The organism is Promicromonospora sp. NPDC023805 (assembly GCF_040639635.1).
GTDB lineage: Bacteria > Actinomycetota > Actinomycetes > Actinomycetales > Cellulomonadaceae > Promicromonospora.
On record NZ_JBFAAH010000003.1, the window covers coordinates 64,094 to 80,281 of the forward strand.

A 16,188-nucleotide genomic window follows, 5' to 3' on the forward strand; every position below is an offset into this window, starting at 1 on the left:
CCGGCTGATGAGGAAGACACTCGTCCTGAGGTCGGACCCCGCGGATCGGACGGTCGGGCAGTCCTGGCGCGCGGCATACCTCAGACGGTCCTCTGAGGTGCCTCTGAGGTACCCCTGAGGTGCCTCTGAGGTACCCCTGAGGTGGTCTGAGGTGCCGCGCGGGAAGCCCGCCCGGCCCCGGTGGCGGGCGAGATTCCGGCTGTTCACGGGCTCACTATTGCGATCTACGTCACACCAGACGCACACTGGAGCAAGCAGCGAACCCAATTCGGGGGTGGAATCGTGACCGGAACCGAAGCTGGAACGTACGACATCTTGCCCATGCTCGGCCGTGGAAAGCACCGCAACCCAAAGAAGGGCGCGTGCTTCATGGAGCTCGCATCCTTCCTCGCAGGCGAGAAGTGGAGCGATCACCCCGCCTGCACGCATCCGCTGATCGCGATGCTTGCCCGTGCGGTGAACGACCTGACGGCGGACCACTCGCGTCCGCAGCTCGCGCCGCTCATCCCGTCGGTCATCGGCCTGACCAGCACCGACCCGCGCTGGGACGTGCGCATCGCGCTGCGCGCCGCGCAGACGGCGCTACCTGTCTCGCCGGCCGACCGGCAGCAGACGCTGGCCGTGGCGATCCTCGGCTCCGAGCGCATGCTCGACGTCCTGGACGACCGGCCCCCCGGCACCTTGGCGCCGGAGAGCAAGGACGCGCTCGCGGCCGTACCGAAGACCGCGGCCTGGGCCGAGCGCTTCTGCGCGGGCACCAGCGTGCGACCCAAGCGGTTCGTGCGGGACGCCGCACCGAGCGTGGTCTCCACCGCGGTGCAGGGCATCTCGGAGGCGTTCGTGCCCGACGTCGACGCGCGGCTGCGTGGCCTGCTCGAGGCGACGATCGCCGATGCGCGCCGCTGGGCCGGGAACACGGACGACGACGCCCGCACGCTCGACCCGCTGGCATGGGGTCCGGTGGTGAAGTCGGCACCGACCGCCTGACCTGTCGGGCTCTGTCGCCGCGGTCACAAGCCGCGAGCCCGTACCTCTCTATCGGCGACGCGTGACGTCGATGGGTGGGGCCGCAGATCCAGGGGGTTCGGCGGCCCCGCCCATTTCCTTCACCCAAGCCCGCCCGATTCCTCCCAAGAGATAACACGTGCGGTTCATGGCCCGGCCCTTAGGCTCCTGGGCATGAGCGGATATTCTTCACCCCACCTGCCTGCGGACGGTCATGCGCCGGTCCCGCCTCCGCCAGGTGGGTATGCAGAGGTTCCGCCCCCTCCAGGTGGGTACGCACAGGTGCCGCCGACCGGCGGCCAGCCGCCCGTCGCACCGGCTCCTCGCCGCAAGGGTCGGCTGGCGCTGATCATCGGCGGCGTCGTCGTCCTGCTCCTGGCAATAGGGGTCGGCCTCTGGTTCCTCTTCCGTGATCCGCCGATCCCCGACCCCGAGCCGGCCGCCGAGCAGCTCGCGGCGGCGCTCCAGGAGGGCAAGCCCGCGGGCGTCCCGCTCGCCATGGAGACGTCGGCCGCGCCGGACGAGCAGTACGCCCAGGTGTTCGAGCAGCTCCTGGCCACCGTCGGCGAGAACGCCGGGACCGTGAAGGTCAAGAGCGTCACGCCGATCGAGGAGGGCGACGACGGCACCGCTACCGCCACCGCGACGCTCGCCTGGTCCTGGCCCGTCGCGACGGAGGAGGCCTGGGAGTACGAGACCGTCGCGCAGCTGACCTACCCGGGTGCGACAGACGGCGAGGCCGGGGAGTGGGAGGCCGGCTGGAACACCGGCGTGCTGGCGCCGGGTCTCGAGGCGGGCGAGCGGCTCGCCGTCGAGCGCACCGAACCGGCGCGCGGTGAGATCGTCACGACGAAGGGCGAGACGATCGTCGGTATGACGCCCGTGCACCGCGTGGGCATCGACAAGACCCGTCCGGGTTGGGAGACGGCCGCCGAGCAGCTCGGAAGGGTCCTGAAGTTCGACCAGGAGACCACCGACGGCATCGCCGCGCAGGTCGCCGCTGCGGGGGCCAAGGCGTTCGTCGAGGTCATCACGATCCGTGACAACGACTCGGAGTACGACTTCGAGGGCGCCATGGCGATCCCCGGCGTGGTCGGGATCCCCGACGAGCTGTCGCTCGCGCGGGAGCGCGACTTCGCGCGGCCGCTCCTCGGTTCCGTCGGCGAGGCCACCGCGGAGATCGTCGAGGAGTCGAAGGGCGCCATCAAGCCTGGCGACATGGTCGGCCTGTCCGGTCTGCAGGCCGCCCACGACGAACAGCTGCGCGGTGTGCCCGGCCTGGCGGTGACCATCGAGCCTGCCGAGCCGGCCGAGGGCGGTGAAGGCGGTGAGGGCCGCGAGGCGTTCACCATCGACAAGAAGGACGGCGAGCCGCTGACGATCACGCTCGACCCCGCTACCCAGGTCCGGGCCGAGGCGGCACTGGCCGGCTTCGACGACCTGGCGAGTGCCATCGTCGCGATCAAGCCGTCGACCGGTGAGGTGCTCGCGGCGGCGTCGGGCCCCGGTTCCGAGGGGTACAGCACGGCCACGCTGGGTCAGTACCCGCCGGGTTCCACGTTCAAGATCGCGACGTCCCTCGCGATGCTTCGTTCAGGGATCACGCCGGACAGCCCGCTGCCCTGCACGGAGAGCATCGACGTCGAGGGCCGTACGTTCCAGAACGTCCCCGGCTACCCCGCGTCCGCGACGGGAGACGCGGTGCCGTTCCGGACGGTGTTCGCCAACTCGTGCAACACGGCCTTCATCTCGCAGCACCAGAAGATCTCGCAGCAGCAGCTGCACGACGCCGCGGCGGCGCTCGGCCTGGGCGTCGAGGCCAAGGCCTTCGGCGCCGGGGCCGCGATGGGCGACGTCCCGGCGGAGGCGGCGGCCACGGAGCATGCCGCGTCGATGATCGGCCAGGGCAAGGTGCTGGGCACGCCGCTCGCGATGGCGACCGTCGCGGCGAGCGTCTCCGCGGGCCACACCGTGTCGCCGTGGCTGGTGCAGCCGTCCGACGGTAAGGCCGCGGAGAAGACGCCGGCGGGCGATCTGACCACGCAGGAGGCGGCCACCCTGCGCGGCCTGATGGGCGGCGTGGTGCAGGAAGGCTCCGCGACAAGGCTGCGGGACGTGCCAGGGATCGTCGGCGCGAAGACGGGAACCGCTCAGTTCGGTGACGGCAGCAAGGCCCACGTCTGGATGCTCGCCATCACGAACGACCTGGCCGCCGTCGTGTTCATCGAGGAGGGCGAGCTGGGTTCGACGACAGCCGGCCCGGTGATGCACAAGTTCCTCACGGGCAGCTGACCCGCGGTCCCCGCGCGTCCCCGGTGGTCGAGCTTGTCGAGACCGACGAGCTCGACCACCGGGCCGCTCGGGTCAGCCCTTGAAGCCGCCTTCGGTGCATGCGGTCTCGTAGTTCTTGATCGCTGCATCGACGGCCTTTGGCCGGGCGATCGAGCCGTCGAGCGCCTGGTCGAACGGTGCGCGGACCGCCTCGAGGTGCTCGATGCTCACCGCGTCCGCCTTGCCGATCAGCAGGCCGATGGTCTTGCTGATGGTGCTGAAGGCGCCCGTGAGCTCCTCGTTGAGCGGCGCCTGGACGGCTGGTTTGGCGGCGGTGACGTCGGTGACGAGCCGGGTCTTGAAGAACGCGTTGCACGACTCGACGAGGTCGTACTCGCCCGTGCTGATCGGGGCCTTGGCGACGGGCGACGGCACGATCTGCGTCACCTCTTCGCCAGAGGGCGCGAAGTCGCTGGCCATGCTCTCGAGGGCCGCACAGCCGGACAGCAGTAGTGCACAGGAGACCAGTGCGGCCGTCGCCCAGTTCTTGCTGGTGCTCACGATCTACTTCCCTCACGTCATCGGGTCAGAAAAGTGCGTTCGGTCGCACTCGCCCGCGAGTCTAGCGGCACCGCCGCAACAGAAGGTCAATCGTTGCCGTCGTGACGAGGGGGGTTCCGGCACCAGGCCTCGCGCGGACCGGCACGGCACGCACCCGACGCCCAGGTCACCGGAGTGGCCTGGGCGCCGAGGGTCGCGCGGGGCGGTTCGTCAGCGGTTGTCGTCGGCAGGCGGCTGATCGTGCGGCGTGGGAGGCGCGTCGGGAGCCGTCGGTCCGGCGTTCGGGCCCGCGCTCGGCGGAGCCGTCGGGTACGGCTCCGCCGAGCGGAGCACGGTGAGCCGAGAGCGGTACTCGGCCTCGTCGATCTCCCCGCGAGCGAAGCGGGTACCCAGCAGCGTCACCGGGTCGGCGCCGGCCGCGGCGTGCGCCGCCCACGGACCGCCCCAGGCGCCGCGCGGGCCGCGCCGTGCGCGCCGGGCGATCAGGAAGACCACCGTCGCGAACAGCAGGAACCAGAGCAGCGGGAAGATGAAGAAGAACGGGCCGGGTCCGCCCCAGCCGTCGTGCGGCCCGTTGGCGAGGACCTCCGTGGTCGCGGTGAGCATGTCGACCTCCAGCATTCGGTTCGGCCGGTCGTTCCGGCCACAGCACCAGGCTGCCGCCGTCCGACGCCGGGGTCGTCAGCCCCCCGTACCTGCTCGTCTACCCCTGTGGTGCCGGGTAGGCCCGGTCGCTCAGCCCGCCCCGGCCCACCCGGGGCGCACCAGGCCCGCCTCGTACGCGAGGACCACGAGCTGCGCGCGGTCGCGCGAGCGGGTCTTCATGAGCACCCGGGAGACGTGCGTCTTCACTGTCGACTCGGAGAGGTACAGCTTGCCGGCGATCTCGTCGTTCGCCAGCCCGCCGGCCACCTCGACGAGCACCTCGCGCTCGCGCGGCGTGAGCTCCCCGAGCGCGGGCACCGGCCGGACGTTGCGGGTCGCCTCCGCGACCTTGGCCAGCAGCCGCCGCGTCACCGTCGGCGACAGGAGCGCGTTGCCCGACGCCGCCACCCGCACCGCCCGCACCAGCTCGGCCGGCTCGGTGTCCTTGACGAGGAATCCCGATGCGCCGGCGCGGATGGCCTCCGTGACGTACTCGTCGAGCTCGAACGTCGTCACGACGACGACGTGCACACCGGCCGCCCGTGGCTCGGCGATGATCCGCCGCGTCGCCTCCAGCCCGTCCAGGCCCGGCATCCGGATGTCCATGAGCACCACGTGGGGCAGGTGCTCGAGGGTGAGCGCCACCGCGGCGTCGCCGGTGGCCGCCTGCGCGACGACGCGCATGTCGTCCTCGGAGTCGATGAGCGCGCGGAACCCGCCGCGCACCAGTGCCTGGTCGTCGGCGAGCAGGACGTCGATCATGCGGTGTCTCCGGTCTCGGGTTCGTCTGACGGCGGGGTCGAGGCAGGCGCGCCCTGCGGTACCGGGAGCCTGGCACGGACCTCCCACCCGGTGCCGTCCCCACGGGGTCCGGCGGTGAGCGTCCCGCCGGCGCCCTCCACCCGTTCGCGCATCCCGAGGAGCCCGTAGCCGGGCTCGGCCGGCCCCGCCGCGGGGACGCCGTCGTCGGCCACGACTACCTCGACGCCGTCGTGCCTGGTGACCCGCAGGGTCACCCGACGGGCCGAGGGCGCGTGCCTGCGTACGTTGGTCAGCGACTCCTGCACCACGCGGTGCACGACGCCGACGACGTGGTCGGGCAGGCCGCGCACGTCGTCGGCGAGCTCGACGGTGACGCCGAGACCCTCGGCCCTTGCCTGGTCGGCCAGGGCGTGCAGACCGGTGAGGTCCCAGGTGGGGGCGAGCGGGGCGGCGCCGTCGTGCAGCGTGCCCTGGGCGGGGGGTGAGGCGCCCTCACGGACTATGCCCAGCACCGTGCGGACCTCCGCGAGGGCGTCCTTGCTGGTGTCCCGGATGTTGGACAACGCCTCCCTGGCCTGCCCTGGATTCTTCTCGAGCAGGTGCAGGCCCACCCCGGCCTGGACGTTGATGGCCGACAGGGAGTGGGCGAGGACGTCGTGCAGCTCCCGCGCGATCCGGAGCCGCTCCGAGGCGACGGCGGTGCGCTCCCGCTCCGCGGCGGTGGCCCGGGCCGCCGCTCGCGCCGCCACCCGCCGCGTGATCCGGTCCCGCGCGCCGCTCGCGACGAGCAGCACGACGGCCAGCCATGCGGCCGCCGCGATGAGCGACGCCGGGCTCAGGAACCAGCCGCCGTCGTCGGCGTTCCAGCCGTGGCCGCCGTAGCCGGGCCCCCACTCCCCGCGCGGAGGCGGGGGCTCGTCGGCCAGGACTTGTTCGACGCGCGGTGCGATGAGCGCGGCGACGGCGCTCACGCCCCCGGCGAGCAGCGCGGCGCCCGACCACGCGATCAGGCGGGCCCTGCGCACGTCACCGCTGAGCATGACGCCCGCGAGCACGGCGACCGGCCCGAGGAAGACAGGCCCCCACGGGTAGCCGAGCAGCAGGAACGTGACGGTCGCCGCGACCGACAGCACGGCGGCCAGCGCGGGGCGCCGGGGCAGCAGGAACAGCAGCGCCGCCGGCGCGACCAGCAGCAGGAGGAACCCGACGAGGCCGGGTTCCGACGCCCAGGCCTGGCCGCGCGCGGCGCCGAGCGAACCCAGGTTGGCGGCGAACGCCACGGCGACCGCGACGAACACGCGTGGTCGCGCGCGGTCGAACGGTCCGGGGGCGTGCGGGTCCGGGAGGGTGTCGCTCGTGGGACGGGTGGTGCCCAGCATGCTCGCACGCTACGCCCGGGCGGGCCCCGACGCGTCCGACCGCGGTACCGGTGCGTGTCGTACCCCGGTGCCGGGAGGGCGGCCCGGCTCAGGCGAAGCGCGCCGAGCGCTCGACCACGCGGCCTGCCCCGCGCCCGCCGTCGGCCTCCGGGTCCCAGCTGTAGACCTCGGTGCCGGTGATGAAGACGTGCTCGGCGCGGGAGTCGGTGTCGAGCGGGTCGCCCGACCACAGCACGACGTCGCCGTCGAGCCCCTCCTTGATGGCGCCCACCCGCTCGTCCAGGCCGAGGAACTGTGCTGGGTTGGTCGTGATCGCCGCCAGGGCGGTCTCGCGGGGCAGCCCGTCGCGCGCCGCGAACGACGCCTGGTGCACCAGGAAGTTGATCGGGATCACCGGGTGGTCGGTGGTGATCGCGACGCGCACGCCGGCCGCCGCCATCACCGCGATGTTGCGGTTCGCGCGCTGCCGCACCTCGACCTTGGAGCGGGAGACGAACATCGGGCCGTAGATGACCGGGATGTCCTTCTCGGCGAGAACATCGGCGATGAGGTGGCCCTCCGTCCCGTGGTTGATGACGAGCCGGTAGCCGAACTCCTCGGAGAGCCGGATCGCCGTCGCGATGTCGTCGGCGCGGTGCGTGTGCTGGTCCCAGACGAGCTCGCCCGCGAGCACGCGCGCCAGCGTCTCCTTGCCCAGGTCCCGATCGAACGGCTTGCCCTCGGCCGCGGCGGCGTCCCGCTTGGCGACGTAGTTCTGCGCGTCGACGAAGGCCGCGCGGATCACGTTGGCGACGCCCAGGCGGGTGGACGGGAGCTGCTTCTTGTCCCCGTACACGCGCTTCGGGTTCTCGCCGAGCGCGCTCTTGACCGACACGGAGTCGCTGATCACCTGCTCGTCCACGGTGCGGCCGCCCCAGGTCTTGATCGCGACGGTCTGCCCGCCGATCGGGTTGCCCGAACCCGGCTTGATGACCGCGGTCGTCACGCCGCCGGCGAGCGCGTCCCGGAAGCCGTCCTCGTCCACCTGGATGGCGTCGAGCGCACGGAACGCGGACCCGTTCGGGTCCGTCATCTCGTTGGTGTCGTTGCCGGCCCAGCCCTCGCCCTCCTCGTGGATGCCGATGTGGCCGTGCCCCTCGACGAACCCGGGCAGCAGCCACCTGCCCTGGGCGTCGATCGTCCGGGTGCCCTCGGGTACTGCCACGTCCGGTCCGACGGCGGTGATGACGCCGTCCTCGATGAGAACCGTGCCGTTCTCGATGGGCTCGGAGGCGACGGGCACGACGTGGGCGTTGACGATGGCGATGCTGGAGCGGGTTGTCATGGGTACATCATTACCCGGAGTAATGACGTGCCGGGACACGCCCAGGCTGTGGAACCGAGAGGCGATCCCAACACCGTGCACGCCATCTTCGGCGTGTCGCGTGCATCGTGTTGGGGTCGACGCCCTCGGTCTGCTCAACCCAGCGACGCCGGGTTGGTCGCCTTCCCGTCGAGCCAGAGCGTGTCGGACTCGTCGCTGTGCGAGCCCGAGGTGCCCACATGCTTCGTGCTGATCCGCGGCCCCTTGGTGATGACGTGGACGATCGCCATGCCGTGCCCGCGGCCCAGGTCGTAGTCCTCCTTGAGCCACTCGAGGATCGGGGTCGCCTTGGTGGACGAGTCGAACCCGCGCTCCTCGGCGAGCCTGATGAGCTCGCGGGGCGTGTGCCCGGTCTTGGTCTCGACGGCGTCGAGGTAGGCCTGGAATGACATCGGGTGGTCCCTTCGCGTGGGGTGCGGCGCCGGTCGGCGCCGCGATCTGACAGGGCAGACGCCGCTGGCAGTCGGGACTCATCGGTGGGCGAGAGAGCGTGACAGGTGTCCGTTCGCCGTGCGAGCATGTATACCGATAACTAAACTCGCGGCATGGCGGACGAGGAATGGAGAGACTGCGCGCGACCGAGTCGCTCAGGCGATCGATGTCTTGGCGGAACGTGGGCCGCGATTGGGGCGGCCGTTGGTCGACACCATCCAGCACTCCTCGCTTGCCAACCTCAAGGAACTTCGACCAGGTGATGCACGGCTGCTCTTCGTCTTCGATCCGTGGCGGTCGGCGATCTTCTTGGTCGCCGGCGACAAGTCCGGACGGTGGAGAGAGTGGTACGTCGAGGCGATCCCGCTGGCCGAAGAGCGGTATCAGAAGTACTTGAGCCGACGCGCTGAAGAAGAAGGGGAAGGTGCATCGTGACTGGTTACGTACGGTGGACAGAGATCCGGGGCGATCTCGTCGAGAAGGCTGGCGGCGAGGAGGCCTTCGAGCACGGCAAGCAGGAGCTTCTGGCGGAGGTGACTGGATACCGGCTCGCTGAACTGCGCAAGAAGCGGCGCATGACACAGCAGGAGGTCGCTGATCGGATGGGCGTCACCAAGGGACGGGTGTCGCAGATCGAGAAGGGCAAGATCTCCGGCCAGGAGGTACTTGTCCGCTACGCGAGGGCTCTGGGCGGCGAGCTCCAGCAGGCGATCGTCTTCGACGACGGCGACATCGCAGGCATCGCCTGAGGTAAACGCACTACTTGCACAATCGGAGCGCCTTGATGAGTGATCAGCCCGAGGCCGGCTTCCACAGCCTTCCGATCGATGAGCCACAGCCAATGGGACACTCGCGTTTCGTCACGCGCGCTGAGTTCGCCGGTATGTCCGAGGCGGCTCCTGACGTCTCGCTGGCTGCTTTCCGTTCGGACCAGGACGCCATCGTCGAAGGCTGAAGTCACTACCTCAAGTCTGCAGGCCCTCCTGGCCCCAGCGCGGTGTCGGGCCCGGGTCGCCAAGGCTGGTGCCCACCGGGTCCTGGGAGACCTCCTGCGCGATGGCGGTGCCCCACTCGAAGTAGGACATGAGCGGGCCCTGCAAGTCCGGCAAGTCCGGGAAGGTGTCGTCGACCGCCGCCGACATCAGCTCGAGCCAGCGCTGCCGGTGCTCGTCGCGGATCCCCAGACCGAGGTGGCTATGCAGCAGGGACTGGTGGCCGCCGAGCGTCGTCGTGAACGCCGTCGGGCCGCCGAACACCTCCGCCAGCCAAACGGCCACGTGCTCGACGTGGCGCGGGCTGAAGTTCGCGAACACCGGCGCGAGCAGCTCGTCGGCGAGCACGCGCTCGTAGAACGCATCGCTGAGCCGGCGGAGGGCGGGCATTCCGCCCAGCGCGTCGTACAGCGTGGGCTGGGGCTCCATATGCGGCAGCCTATCCACCAGAGCCGTGCGTGCATCGAAGGCGCCGGAGTTCACCCGCCCGCGCATTGTGTGCCTGACGCGCACCCTGCCAGGGTTCTCGCGTGAGCGACGGGAGGAGAAGGACGCGCTGGTGGACGTGGTCCGGCCAGCTCATCATGCTGGCGTTCGCCCTCGGTGCGTCCTTGAGTTTCGTCTTCGCCTTCATCGCAATCGACGAGCAGGCCAGGTACAACCTGGCCCACGAACTGTGGCTCAACGGTCGACTGGCAAGTGCAAGCAACGCCGAGGCGTACCACCGGACCTGTCGCGGGTGCGACGACAAGCTCCGTGCCGAGGTGGCCTTCACCGCTGGGCCTCGGACGGTGGAGCTCCCCGAAATCAACGTGCGGGCGGATGGGCTGCCCGCCAACGAGTGGGTCCCGGCGCCGTGGCCGTACGACACCGAGTTCACCGTCCTGTACGACCGGGACGAGCCGGTCGGCTCCCGTGTCATGGACATCGTCGACGTCTATGGCCGCGCCGAGGGCAACCACCTCGTGCCGTCCATCGTTGCGGGAGCTCTGATCATCTGGACCTTGTCTTTGGTCCGCCCGTTCATTCGGCATGCGCCAGAGGAGCACAGGCGACGCGAAGCGTTCAGAGCGGGAGTTGAGTCCGGACCGGCCAAGCGAGCCATACGAGGCTGGCGCTCGGACCTGGTCCTGGCGGCGGGCCTGGTCGTCACCGGCCTGGGAATACTCCTGTACCTCACGGCTGGGCGCGAGGTACTGACAGCCCAGTACCTCGAAGAGCACGGCGAGGGGACGCAGGCGCACGCCCTCTCGTTCCACGTCACGGACGACCAGGGAGTTCCGCGCGCCGACCGGGTTCTCGCCTGGATCGACCCCGACTCAAAGCAGCGTGGCCGGCTTGTCGAGCTGGTCGCACCGGGGCAGCCGCTCAGAGACTCTCCTGGGGCAGGGTGGCACTACGGCGTTGCTCCCCCCGCGCCGTACGACGACTTCGCTGTCAAATACGACCCTGACAACCTGGACCTGGCCATCGCTGAGGCCGACATCGCACGTGCCGCCGATCCTGCACCTCTGATCGTGTCCATCGCGACTCTCGCTCTTGGCACGCTCGTCGTTGGCGGCTTACTAGCTTCGCTTGCCGCCAGGCGCTGGGGCGAACGCGAGCGAGAACGCCTGGGCCAGCTTCCGCCCGGCCTGATCCTGGGAGGCATGCCCAGCCCTCGTCCATAGACTCGAACCGTGGACTTCTACAACGCCTATGCCCACGGGTTCGCCCGGGTGGCGGCCTGCACCATCCCGGTCGCCGTCGCCGACCCCGCTGCGAACGCCGCGATGGTCCTGGACCAGGCACGACAGCTGAACGACGACGGCGTAGCGGTAGCGGTGTTCCCCGAACTCTGCCTGAGCGGCTACGCGATAGACGACCTGTTCATGCAGGACGTCCTCCTCGAGTCGGTGCTCGACGCGCTCGCCGGCATCCGGCAGGCCAGCCTCGAGCTGAGCACGATGCTCGTCGTCGGCGCGCCGCTGCTGGTCGGCAGCCGCCTGCTGAACACCGCCGTCGTCGTGCACAGGGGCCGGATCCTCGGTGTCGCGCCCAAGTCCTACCTGCCGAACTACCGCGAGTTCTACGAGAAGCGGCAGTTCGCGTCCGGCGACGAGCACCGCGGCACCCTCACCCTCCTCGGTGAGGAGGTGCCGATCGGCGCCGACCTGATCTTCCGGGCCGACGACGTGCGCGGCCTCGCCGTCCACGTCGAGGTCTGCGAGGACATGTGGGTGCCCGTGCCGCCGAGCGCGCTGGCGGCGCTCGCGGGCGCGACGGTGCTGCTGAACCTGTCGGCGAGCCCTGTCACCGTGGCGCGCGCCGAGGACCGCCGGCTGGTCGTCCGCAGCGGGAGCTATCGCTGCAGCGCCGCCTACGTCTACACGGCCGCCGGCCAGGGCGAGTCCAGCACCGACCTGTCGTGGGACGGCCAGACCATGGTCTACGAGGCAGGGGACCTGCTCGGCGAGACCGAGCGGTTTCCCGACGGCGCCCGCGCCACCGTGGTCGACGTCGACCTGGACCGCCTGCGCCAGGAACGGCTCCGGCAGGGCACGTTCGACGACAACCGGCGCGGGCTGGGGATGGTCCCGGCCGGCTTGACCGGCGACGACGGAGGGTTCCGGGAGATCTCGTTCAGCGTCCAGCCCCCGCAGGGCGACATCGGCCTGCGGCGCAAGGTCGACCGCTTCCCCTTCGTGCCCGACGACGCCGACCGCCTGGCCCAGGACTGCTACGAGGCCTACAACATCCAGGTCACCGGGCTCGAGCAGCGCATGCGTGCCATCGGGCAGCCGAAGATCGTGATCGGCGTCAGCGGCGGGCTCGACTCCACGCACGCGCTGATCGTCGCTGCCAAGGCGATGGACCGGCTCGGCAGGCCGCGTACCGACATCCACGCGTTCACGATGCCGGGCTTCGCCACGGGCAAGGAGACCAAGGACCGGGCGATCCGGCTCTCCGAGGCGCTCGGCGTGACGTTCCAGGAGCTCGACATCCGGCCCGCCGCCGAGCAGATGCTGCGGGACCTTGACCACCCGTACTCGGACGGCGTCAAGCAGTACGACGTGACCTTCGAGAACGTCCAGGCGGGCCTGCGCTACGACTACCTGTTCCGGCTCGCGAACCACCGCGGCGGCATAGTGCTCGGCACGGGCGACCTCTCCGAGCTGGCACTCGGCTGGTGCACGTACGGCGTGGGCGACCAGATGTCGCACTACGGCGTGAACGCGGGCGTGCCGAAGACGCTGATCCAGCACCTCATCCGCTGGACCGTCGACAGCGGCCAGTTCGCGCCGGACGCGGACAGCCCGGTCAACGCCGTCCTGACGGAGATCCTGGAGCAGGAGATCACCCCAGAGCTGATCCCCACCGAGGAGGGCGAGACGCCGCAGTCCACCGAGGCGACTGTCGGCCCGTACGCCCTCCAGGACTTCACGCTCTTCCACGTGCTGCGCTACGGCTACCGCCCGTCGAAGATCGCGTTCCTGGCCTGGCACGCCTGGCACGCGGTGGACGACGGCGACTGGCCGCCCGGCTTCCCCGTCGCGCGGCGCACCGCTTACGACCTCGCGACGATCCGGCGCTGGCTCGACGTGTTCGTGCGCAGGTTCTTCGCCTCGCAGTTCAAGCGGTCGGCCCTGCCGAACGGCCCGAAGGTGTCCCCGGGCGGCACCATGTCGCCCCGCGGCGACTGGCGGATGCCCTCGGACGCGGCCCCCACGGCCTGGCTGGCAGAGCTGGAGAAGAACATCCCAGAGGCCTGAATCTCTGTGCTGTGAGCGTGATCGTTGCGCCCGAAGCGGACTTCTCGCCGCAACGATCACGCCCACATCCTCGGCGGGTAGGGTGCCTCGTATGCCTGCTGTCTCCGTTGCCCTGGCTCGGCCCGGTAGCCGTCGCCTCGTCCGCGTGATCACCGTGTTCGCGGCCGTCCTCACCTTCGTGGCCCTCCTGCTGGTGGCTGGTCCGGCGAGCGCTCACGACCAGCTCCTGTCGTCCGACCCCAAGGACGGCGCGACGCTCGACGAGCATCCGGCGAGCATCTCGCTCACGTTCAGCGCGGCGCCGCTCGACACGGGTATCGAGGTCGCCCTGGTCGGTCCGGACGGTGTCACGGCGAAGGGCCAGGACATCCAGGTCGACGACAAGGTGGTGACCGCCCAGCTCGCCGACGACCTGCCCGCCGGCCGGTACGACGTCGCATGGCACGTCGTCTCCTCCGACGGCCACCCGATCGACGGCGAGCTCAGCTACACGGTGAAGGCCGCGGCCGAGCCCACGGCGACCCCGAGCGACGAGGCCACCGAAGAGGCCGAGCCGTCCACGCAGGAGGCCGAGCCCACCGACGCCGCGCAGCCGAGCGCGCCGTCAGAGCTGGCCGGTGCCGGCAACGGTGCGGGCACCAGCGGGCTGGCCGTCACCGGCGGGATCGTCGCGGCGGTTCTCGTCGTGCTGGGCCTGGTCGTGATGATGCGGCGCAAGATCCTCGAGAACGACCGCCTGCGTCAGGCTCACGAGCACGACCCCGAGGGCCCGGACGGCGAGAGGCCGAACGCGAACCCGGACGGCAAGCCCCGCGTCTGACCGCTTCCCACATGTCAGAACCTCAGGTCACGCACGTGACCTGAGGTTCTGACATGTGGGAAGCGGTCACCAGGGCGACGGGGCCGGCGGCGCCACGACGGTCGGGGTGTCGTTGCAGCTGATGATGTTCGGCAGGTACCGGGTCAGCCAGTTCGCGGGTCCGTCGCCCCAGGGTGTGATGGTCTGCCCGTCGTTCCCGCCCAGGTCGGCCAGCGTGAACTCCGAGCCGTTCTCGAAGTCCCAGTTGAACGCCCCGCAGTTGTTGACCCCCGCCCAGCCGACGTTGCGCGCGTCGACGTTCTCGAACGAGGCCGACCCCGCCGTCCGGGCGCTGACCACCGACGTCCCCGCGCCGTCGACCCGGACGTCGCGGACCTGCACGCCCTCGATCCGGTGGGCGTCCTTCACGCCGAACTCCGTGACGAGCATGATCGCGTTGTACGTGCTGTCGAGGTAGTGGTCGCCGGTGACGGTGATGTCCGCGTCGATGCTGCGGTCCAGCGCGTAGAACCAGAGCGATCCGAGGCCGATCCGCCAGTTCAGGTCAAGGCCGCCCGCCCGCACTGTCGTGTTGTCGCGGAACGTGAGCGTGCCCTCGAACGGCTCCGCGCCGAAGCGCGCACCGGCATGCAGCCCGGAACCCTCCCGCACCGGGTCGGCGACGAGGTTGCCCTCGACGGTGATGTCGCGGCCCCCGTAGATCGCGATGCCGTTCGCGAGCACCGGCGTCTGGACGGTGTTGCGGGCGAACGTGTTGCCGCTGTTCTGGTCGGCCTGCGCCCACATGGCCAGCGCGTCGTCGCCCGTGTTGCGGAAGAAGCTGTTCGTCACGGACGAGCCGGTCACGCCGCGGTGGAAGTTCACGCCGTCCCCGATCTGGTCGGTGACGACGACGTCGGAGACGTGCGTGTTCGACATCGGTCCGTCGAACCACAGGCCCACCTTGGTGCGGTGGATGTACAGGTCCGAGATCGTGGAGTCGCTCATCGCCCCGCCGACGCCGTTGACCTGATCGGTGTCGATGCGCTCGCGGACGTCCCCGACGATCGTGAAGCCGGACAGGTGCACGTCGGCAGAGCCGCCGTACTCGGCGTACTTCCCGTAGAAGCCGACGCCGGTGTGCACCGAACCGTCGGGCGCCTGCTCGGCCAGCTCGACCTCGTGGCCGCGGACTATCGAGTGCCAGCTCCCCGCGCCCTCGACGGTCACGTCGTCGACCACGACGTGCCGGTTGACCTGGAAGGTGCCCGCCGGGATCCACAGGGTGCGGTCGTGGGCCGACCCCCAGTCGACGGCGCGCTGGAACGCGGCACCGGAGTCCCGGCGGCCGGTCGGGTCCGCGCCGAACCGCAGCACGCTCACCGCGCCGCGCGGTCTGGCCTCAGGCCGTCCGACGAGCTCGGAGTCGAGCAGGTCGATGGTCGTGCGGTCCGCCCTGGCGCCACGGGGGACGGACAGGCGCACCACATCGCCCGCCCGGTAGGTCTTGCCGAGCAGGAGGCGCTGCTCGTCGTAGAAGTGGCTGGGCCGGAACGGCTTGACGAGCCAGTCGGGCGTCGCGGTGCCGGGTACGCAGGCGCACTCCGGGTACCACCAGTCGGGCTGCGCGAGGTCGGCCTGCGGATCGTTGCTGAACGGGTACGCGTTGTACAGCCAGGAATACTCGGAGGTCAGCCGCAGCGCGCGGGCCGGTCCCGCGGGGACGAGGTGGCCGCGGTGGGCCCGCAGCACCCGCACGTCGAGCGGCGACGTGATCCCGCCACCCTCCGGTGCGTCGGGGATCGAGTAGCGCACAGTGATCGCGTCCGCGTCGGCGGGGAGCGTGAAGTCGACGTACTCGCCCTCGGTGAGCTGTACGGCCGAACGCCCCGACGCCTCCGCCGCGAGCGTGTAGGCGTCGCGGCTCGGGGCGAGCACGGTGCCGGTGGTGACGGCCTGCTCCGCCTCCTGCTCGAGGAACGGCACGTCCGCCCCGCGGCCGGCGACGAGCGCGGGGTCGAGCCCGGCGCGGGTGACGACCGGGCCGTCCGCGGGGTCGGGCTGCGCCGTGGCGGACGCCGTCGTCGTGGCAGCGGTCGCGAGGAGGACGCCGGCCACCACGCCCGCGGCCAGCCGCACGTCGAGGGGCCGTCGGGGCCGGGCGGGACGAGGTGGGGGAGCAAGGCGTGTCATCGTCGACTCGACTCTGTAGGGCCGGCCCAGGGCC

16 protein-coding genes are annotated in these 16,188 nt (G+C 70.9%); 8 read left to right on the forward strand and 8 right to left on the reverse strand.

Going from position 1 to position 16,188, the window contains the following annotated elements:
- Window positions 1-369 precede the first annotated feature (369 nt).
- A complete protein-coding gene (locus AB0F70_RS05135) occupies window positions 370-987 on the forward strand; it encodes a hypothetical protein (RefSeq protein ID WP_357444175.1) in 618 nt (205 codons plus the stop codon).
- Window positions 988-1,287: 300 nt separating this feature from the next.
- Window positions 1,288-3,297: a penicillin-binding transpeptidase domain-containing protein gene (locus AB0F70_RS05140; RefSeq protein ID WP_357444177.1), complete on the forward strand. Its 2,010-nt coding sequence runs from the start codon at window positions 1,288-1,290 to the stop codon at window positions 3,295-3,297.
- 72 nt (window positions 3,298-3,369) lie between these two features.
- Here AB0F70_RS05140 and AB0F70_RS05145 read toward each other — a convergent pair whose 3' ends face one another.
- The 6 genes from AB0F70_RS05145 to AB0F70_RS05170 form a co-directional block, all read right to left on the reverse strand.
- Window positions 3,370-3,837, reverse strand: coding sequence for a hypothetical protein (locus tag AB0F70_RS05145; RefSeq protein WP_357444179.1), 468 nt, complete (start codon window positions 3,835-3,837; stop codon window positions 3,370-3,372).
- Between the two features lie 210 nt (window positions 3,838-4,047).
- Window positions 4,048-4,443: a hypothetical protein gene (locus AB0F70_RS05150; RefSeq protein ID WP_357444181.1), complete on the reverse strand. Its 396-nt coding sequence runs from the start codon at window positions 4,441-4,443 to the stop codon at window positions 4,048-4,050.
- A gap of 129 nt (window positions 4,444-4,572) precedes the next feature.
- On the reverse strand, window positions 4,573-5,244 hold the full coding sequence (locus AB0F70_RS05155; RefSeq protein WP_357444183.1) for a response regulator transcription factor: 672 nt from the start codon (window positions 5,242-5,244) through the stop codon (window positions 4,573-4,575).
- Window positions 5,241-6,623, reverse strand: a complete 1,383-nt coding sequence (locus AB0F70_RS05160; protein ID WP_357444185.1) for a histidine kinase — start codon at window positions 6,621-6,623, stop codon at window positions 5,241-5,243. The genes AB0F70_RS05155 and AB0F70_RS05160 overlap by 4 nt, the downstream gene beginning before the upstream one ends.
- 88 nt (window positions 6,624-6,711) lie before the next feature.
- Window positions 6,712-7,947, reverse strand: a complete 1,236-nt coding sequence (locus AB0F70_RS05165; RefSeq protein ID WP_357444187.1) for an amidohydrolase — start codon at window positions 7,945-7,947, stop codon at window positions 6,712-6,714.
- A gap of 134 nt (window positions 7,948-8,081) precedes the next feature.
- Window positions 8,082-8,378, reverse strand: a complete 297-nt coding sequence (locus AB0F70_RS05170) for a DUF4287 domain-containing protein (protein ID WP_357444189.1) — start codon at window positions 8,376-8,378, stop codon at window positions 8,082-8,084.
- A gap of 118 nt (window positions 8,379-8,496) precedes the next feature.
- On the opposite strand from AB0F70_RS05170, the gene AB0F70_RS05175 reads away from it, so the two are divergent.
- From AB0F70_RS05175 to AB0F70_RS05185, 3 genes are read left to right on the forward strand one after another with little or no spacing between them, the layout of a single operon-like run.
- Window positions 8,497-8,853: a type II toxin-antitoxin system RelE/ParE family toxin gene (locus AB0F70_RS05175; RefSeq protein ID WP_357444191.1), complete on the forward strand. Its 357-nt coding sequence runs from the start codon at window positions 8,497-8,499 to the stop codon at window positions 8,851-8,853.
- Entirely contained in the window at window positions 8,850-9,167 is a 318-nt protein-coding gene (locus AB0F70_RS05180; RefSeq protein ID WP_357444193.1) for a helix-turn-helix transcriptional regulator, read from the forward strand. The genes AB0F70_RS05175 and AB0F70_RS05180 overlap by 4 nt, the downstream gene beginning before the upstream one ends.
- A 35-nt stretch (window positions 9,168-9,202) precedes the next feature.
- Window positions 9,203-9,373 (forward strand): hypothetical protein, encoded by a 171-nt coding sequence (locus tag AB0F70_RS05185; protein WP_357444195.1) that lies wholly within the window; start codon window positions 9,203-9,205, stop codon window positions 9,371-9,373.
- A gap of 10 nt (window positions 9,374-9,383) precedes the next feature.
- Here the strand turns inward: AB0F70_RS05185 and AB0F70_RS05190 are convergent, their stop codons facing one another.
- Complete coding sequence (locus tag AB0F70_RS05190; RefSeq protein WP_357444197.1) at window positions 9,384-9,839, reverse strand: group II truncated hemoglobin; 456 nt, start codon at window positions 9,837-9,839, stop codon at window positions 9,384-9,386.
- 155 nt (window positions 9,840-9,994) lie between these two features.
- On the opposite strand from AB0F70_RS05190, the gene AB0F70_RS05195 reads away from it, so the two are divergent.
- The 3 genes from AB0F70_RS05195 to AB0F70_RS05205 all read left to right on the forward strand — a co-directional run bounded on the left by AB0F70_RS05195 (window position 9,995) and on the right by AB0F70_RS05205 (window position 13,982).
- Window positions 9,995-11,080, forward strand: coding sequence for a hypothetical protein (locus AB0F70_RS05195; RefSeq protein ID WP_357444199.1), 1,086 nt, complete (start codon window positions 9,995-9,997; stop codon window positions 11,078-11,080).
- Window positions 11,081-11,089: 9 nt separating this feature from the next.
- Window positions 11,090-13,162 (forward strand): NAD(+) synthase, encoded by a 2,073-nt coding sequence (locus AB0F70_RS05200; RefSeq protein ID WP_357444201.1) that lies wholly within the window; start codon window positions 11,090-11,092, stop codon window positions 13,160-13,162.
- 91 nt (window positions 13,163-13,253) lie between these two features.
- Window positions 13,254-13,982, forward strand: a complete 729-nt coding sequence (locus AB0F70_RS05205; RefSeq protein WP_357444203.1) for a copper resistance CopC family protein — start codon at window positions 13,254-13,256, stop codon at window positions 13,980-13,982.
- Window positions 13,983-14,048: 66 nt separating this feature from the next.
- On the opposite strand, the gene AB0F70_RS05210 is transcribed toward AB0F70_RS05205, so the two are convergent.
- Window positions 14,049-16,154 carry a glycosyl hydrolase family 28-related protein gene (locus tag AB0F70_RS05210; RefSeq protein ID WP_357444205.1) on the reverse strand — a complete coding sequence of 702 codons (2,106 nt, stop codon included), beginning with the start codon at window positions 16,152-16,154 and terminating at the stop codon, window positions 14,049-14,051.
- Window positions 16,155-16,188: the final 34 nt, after the last annotated feature.

Excerpts from the sequence above, each read along its gene's own strand:
- AB0F70_RS05155 (WP_357444183.1), bottom strand. The coding sequence starts at position 5,244 with ATGATCGACGTCCTGCTCGCCGACGACCAGGCACTGGTGCGCGGCGGG.
- AB0F70_RS05150 (WP_357444181.1), bottom strand. The coding sequence starts at position 4,443 with ATGCTCACCGCGACCACGGAGGTCCTCGCCAACGGGCCGCACGACGGC.
- AB0F70_RS05210 (WP_357444205.1), bottom strand. The coding sequence starts at position 16,154 with ATGACACGCCTTGCTCCCCCACCTCGTCCCGCCCGGCCCCGACGGCCC.
- AB0F70_RS05195 (WP_357444199.1), top strand. The coding sequence starts at position 9,995 with ATGCTGGCGTTCGCCCTCGGTGCGTCCTTGAGTTTCGTCTTCGCCTTC.
- AB0F70_RS05135 (WP_357444175.1), top strand. The coding sequence starts at position 370 with ATGGAGCTCGCATCCTTCCTCGCAGGCGAGAAGTGGAGCGATCACCCC.
- AB0F70_RS05205 (WP_357444203.1), top strand. The coding sequence starts at position 13,254 with ATGCCTGCTGTCTCCGTTGCCCTGGCTCGGCCCGGTAGCCGTCGCCTC.
- AB0F70_RS05165 (WP_357444187.1), bottom strand. The coding sequence starts at position 7,947 with ATGACAACCCGCTCCAGCATCGCCATCGTCAACGCCCACGTCGTGCCC.
- AB0F70_RS05185 (WP_357444195.1), top strand. The coding sequence starts at position 9,203 with ATGAGTGATCAGCCCGAGGCCGGCTTCCACAGCCTTCCGATCGATGAG.
- AB0F70_RS05170 (WP_357444189.1), bottom strand. The coding sequence starts at position 8,378 with ATGTCATTCCAGGCCTACCTCGACGCCGTCGAGACCAAGACCGGGCAC.
- AB0F70_RS05160 (WP_357444185.1), bottom strand. The coding sequence starts at position 6,623 with ATGCTGGGCACCACCCGTCCCACGAGCGACACCCTCCCGGACCCGCAC.
- AB0F70_RS05190 (WP_357444197.1), bottom strand. The coding sequence starts at position 9,839 with ATGGAGCCCCAGCCCACGCTGTACGACGCGCTGGGCGGAATGCCCGCC.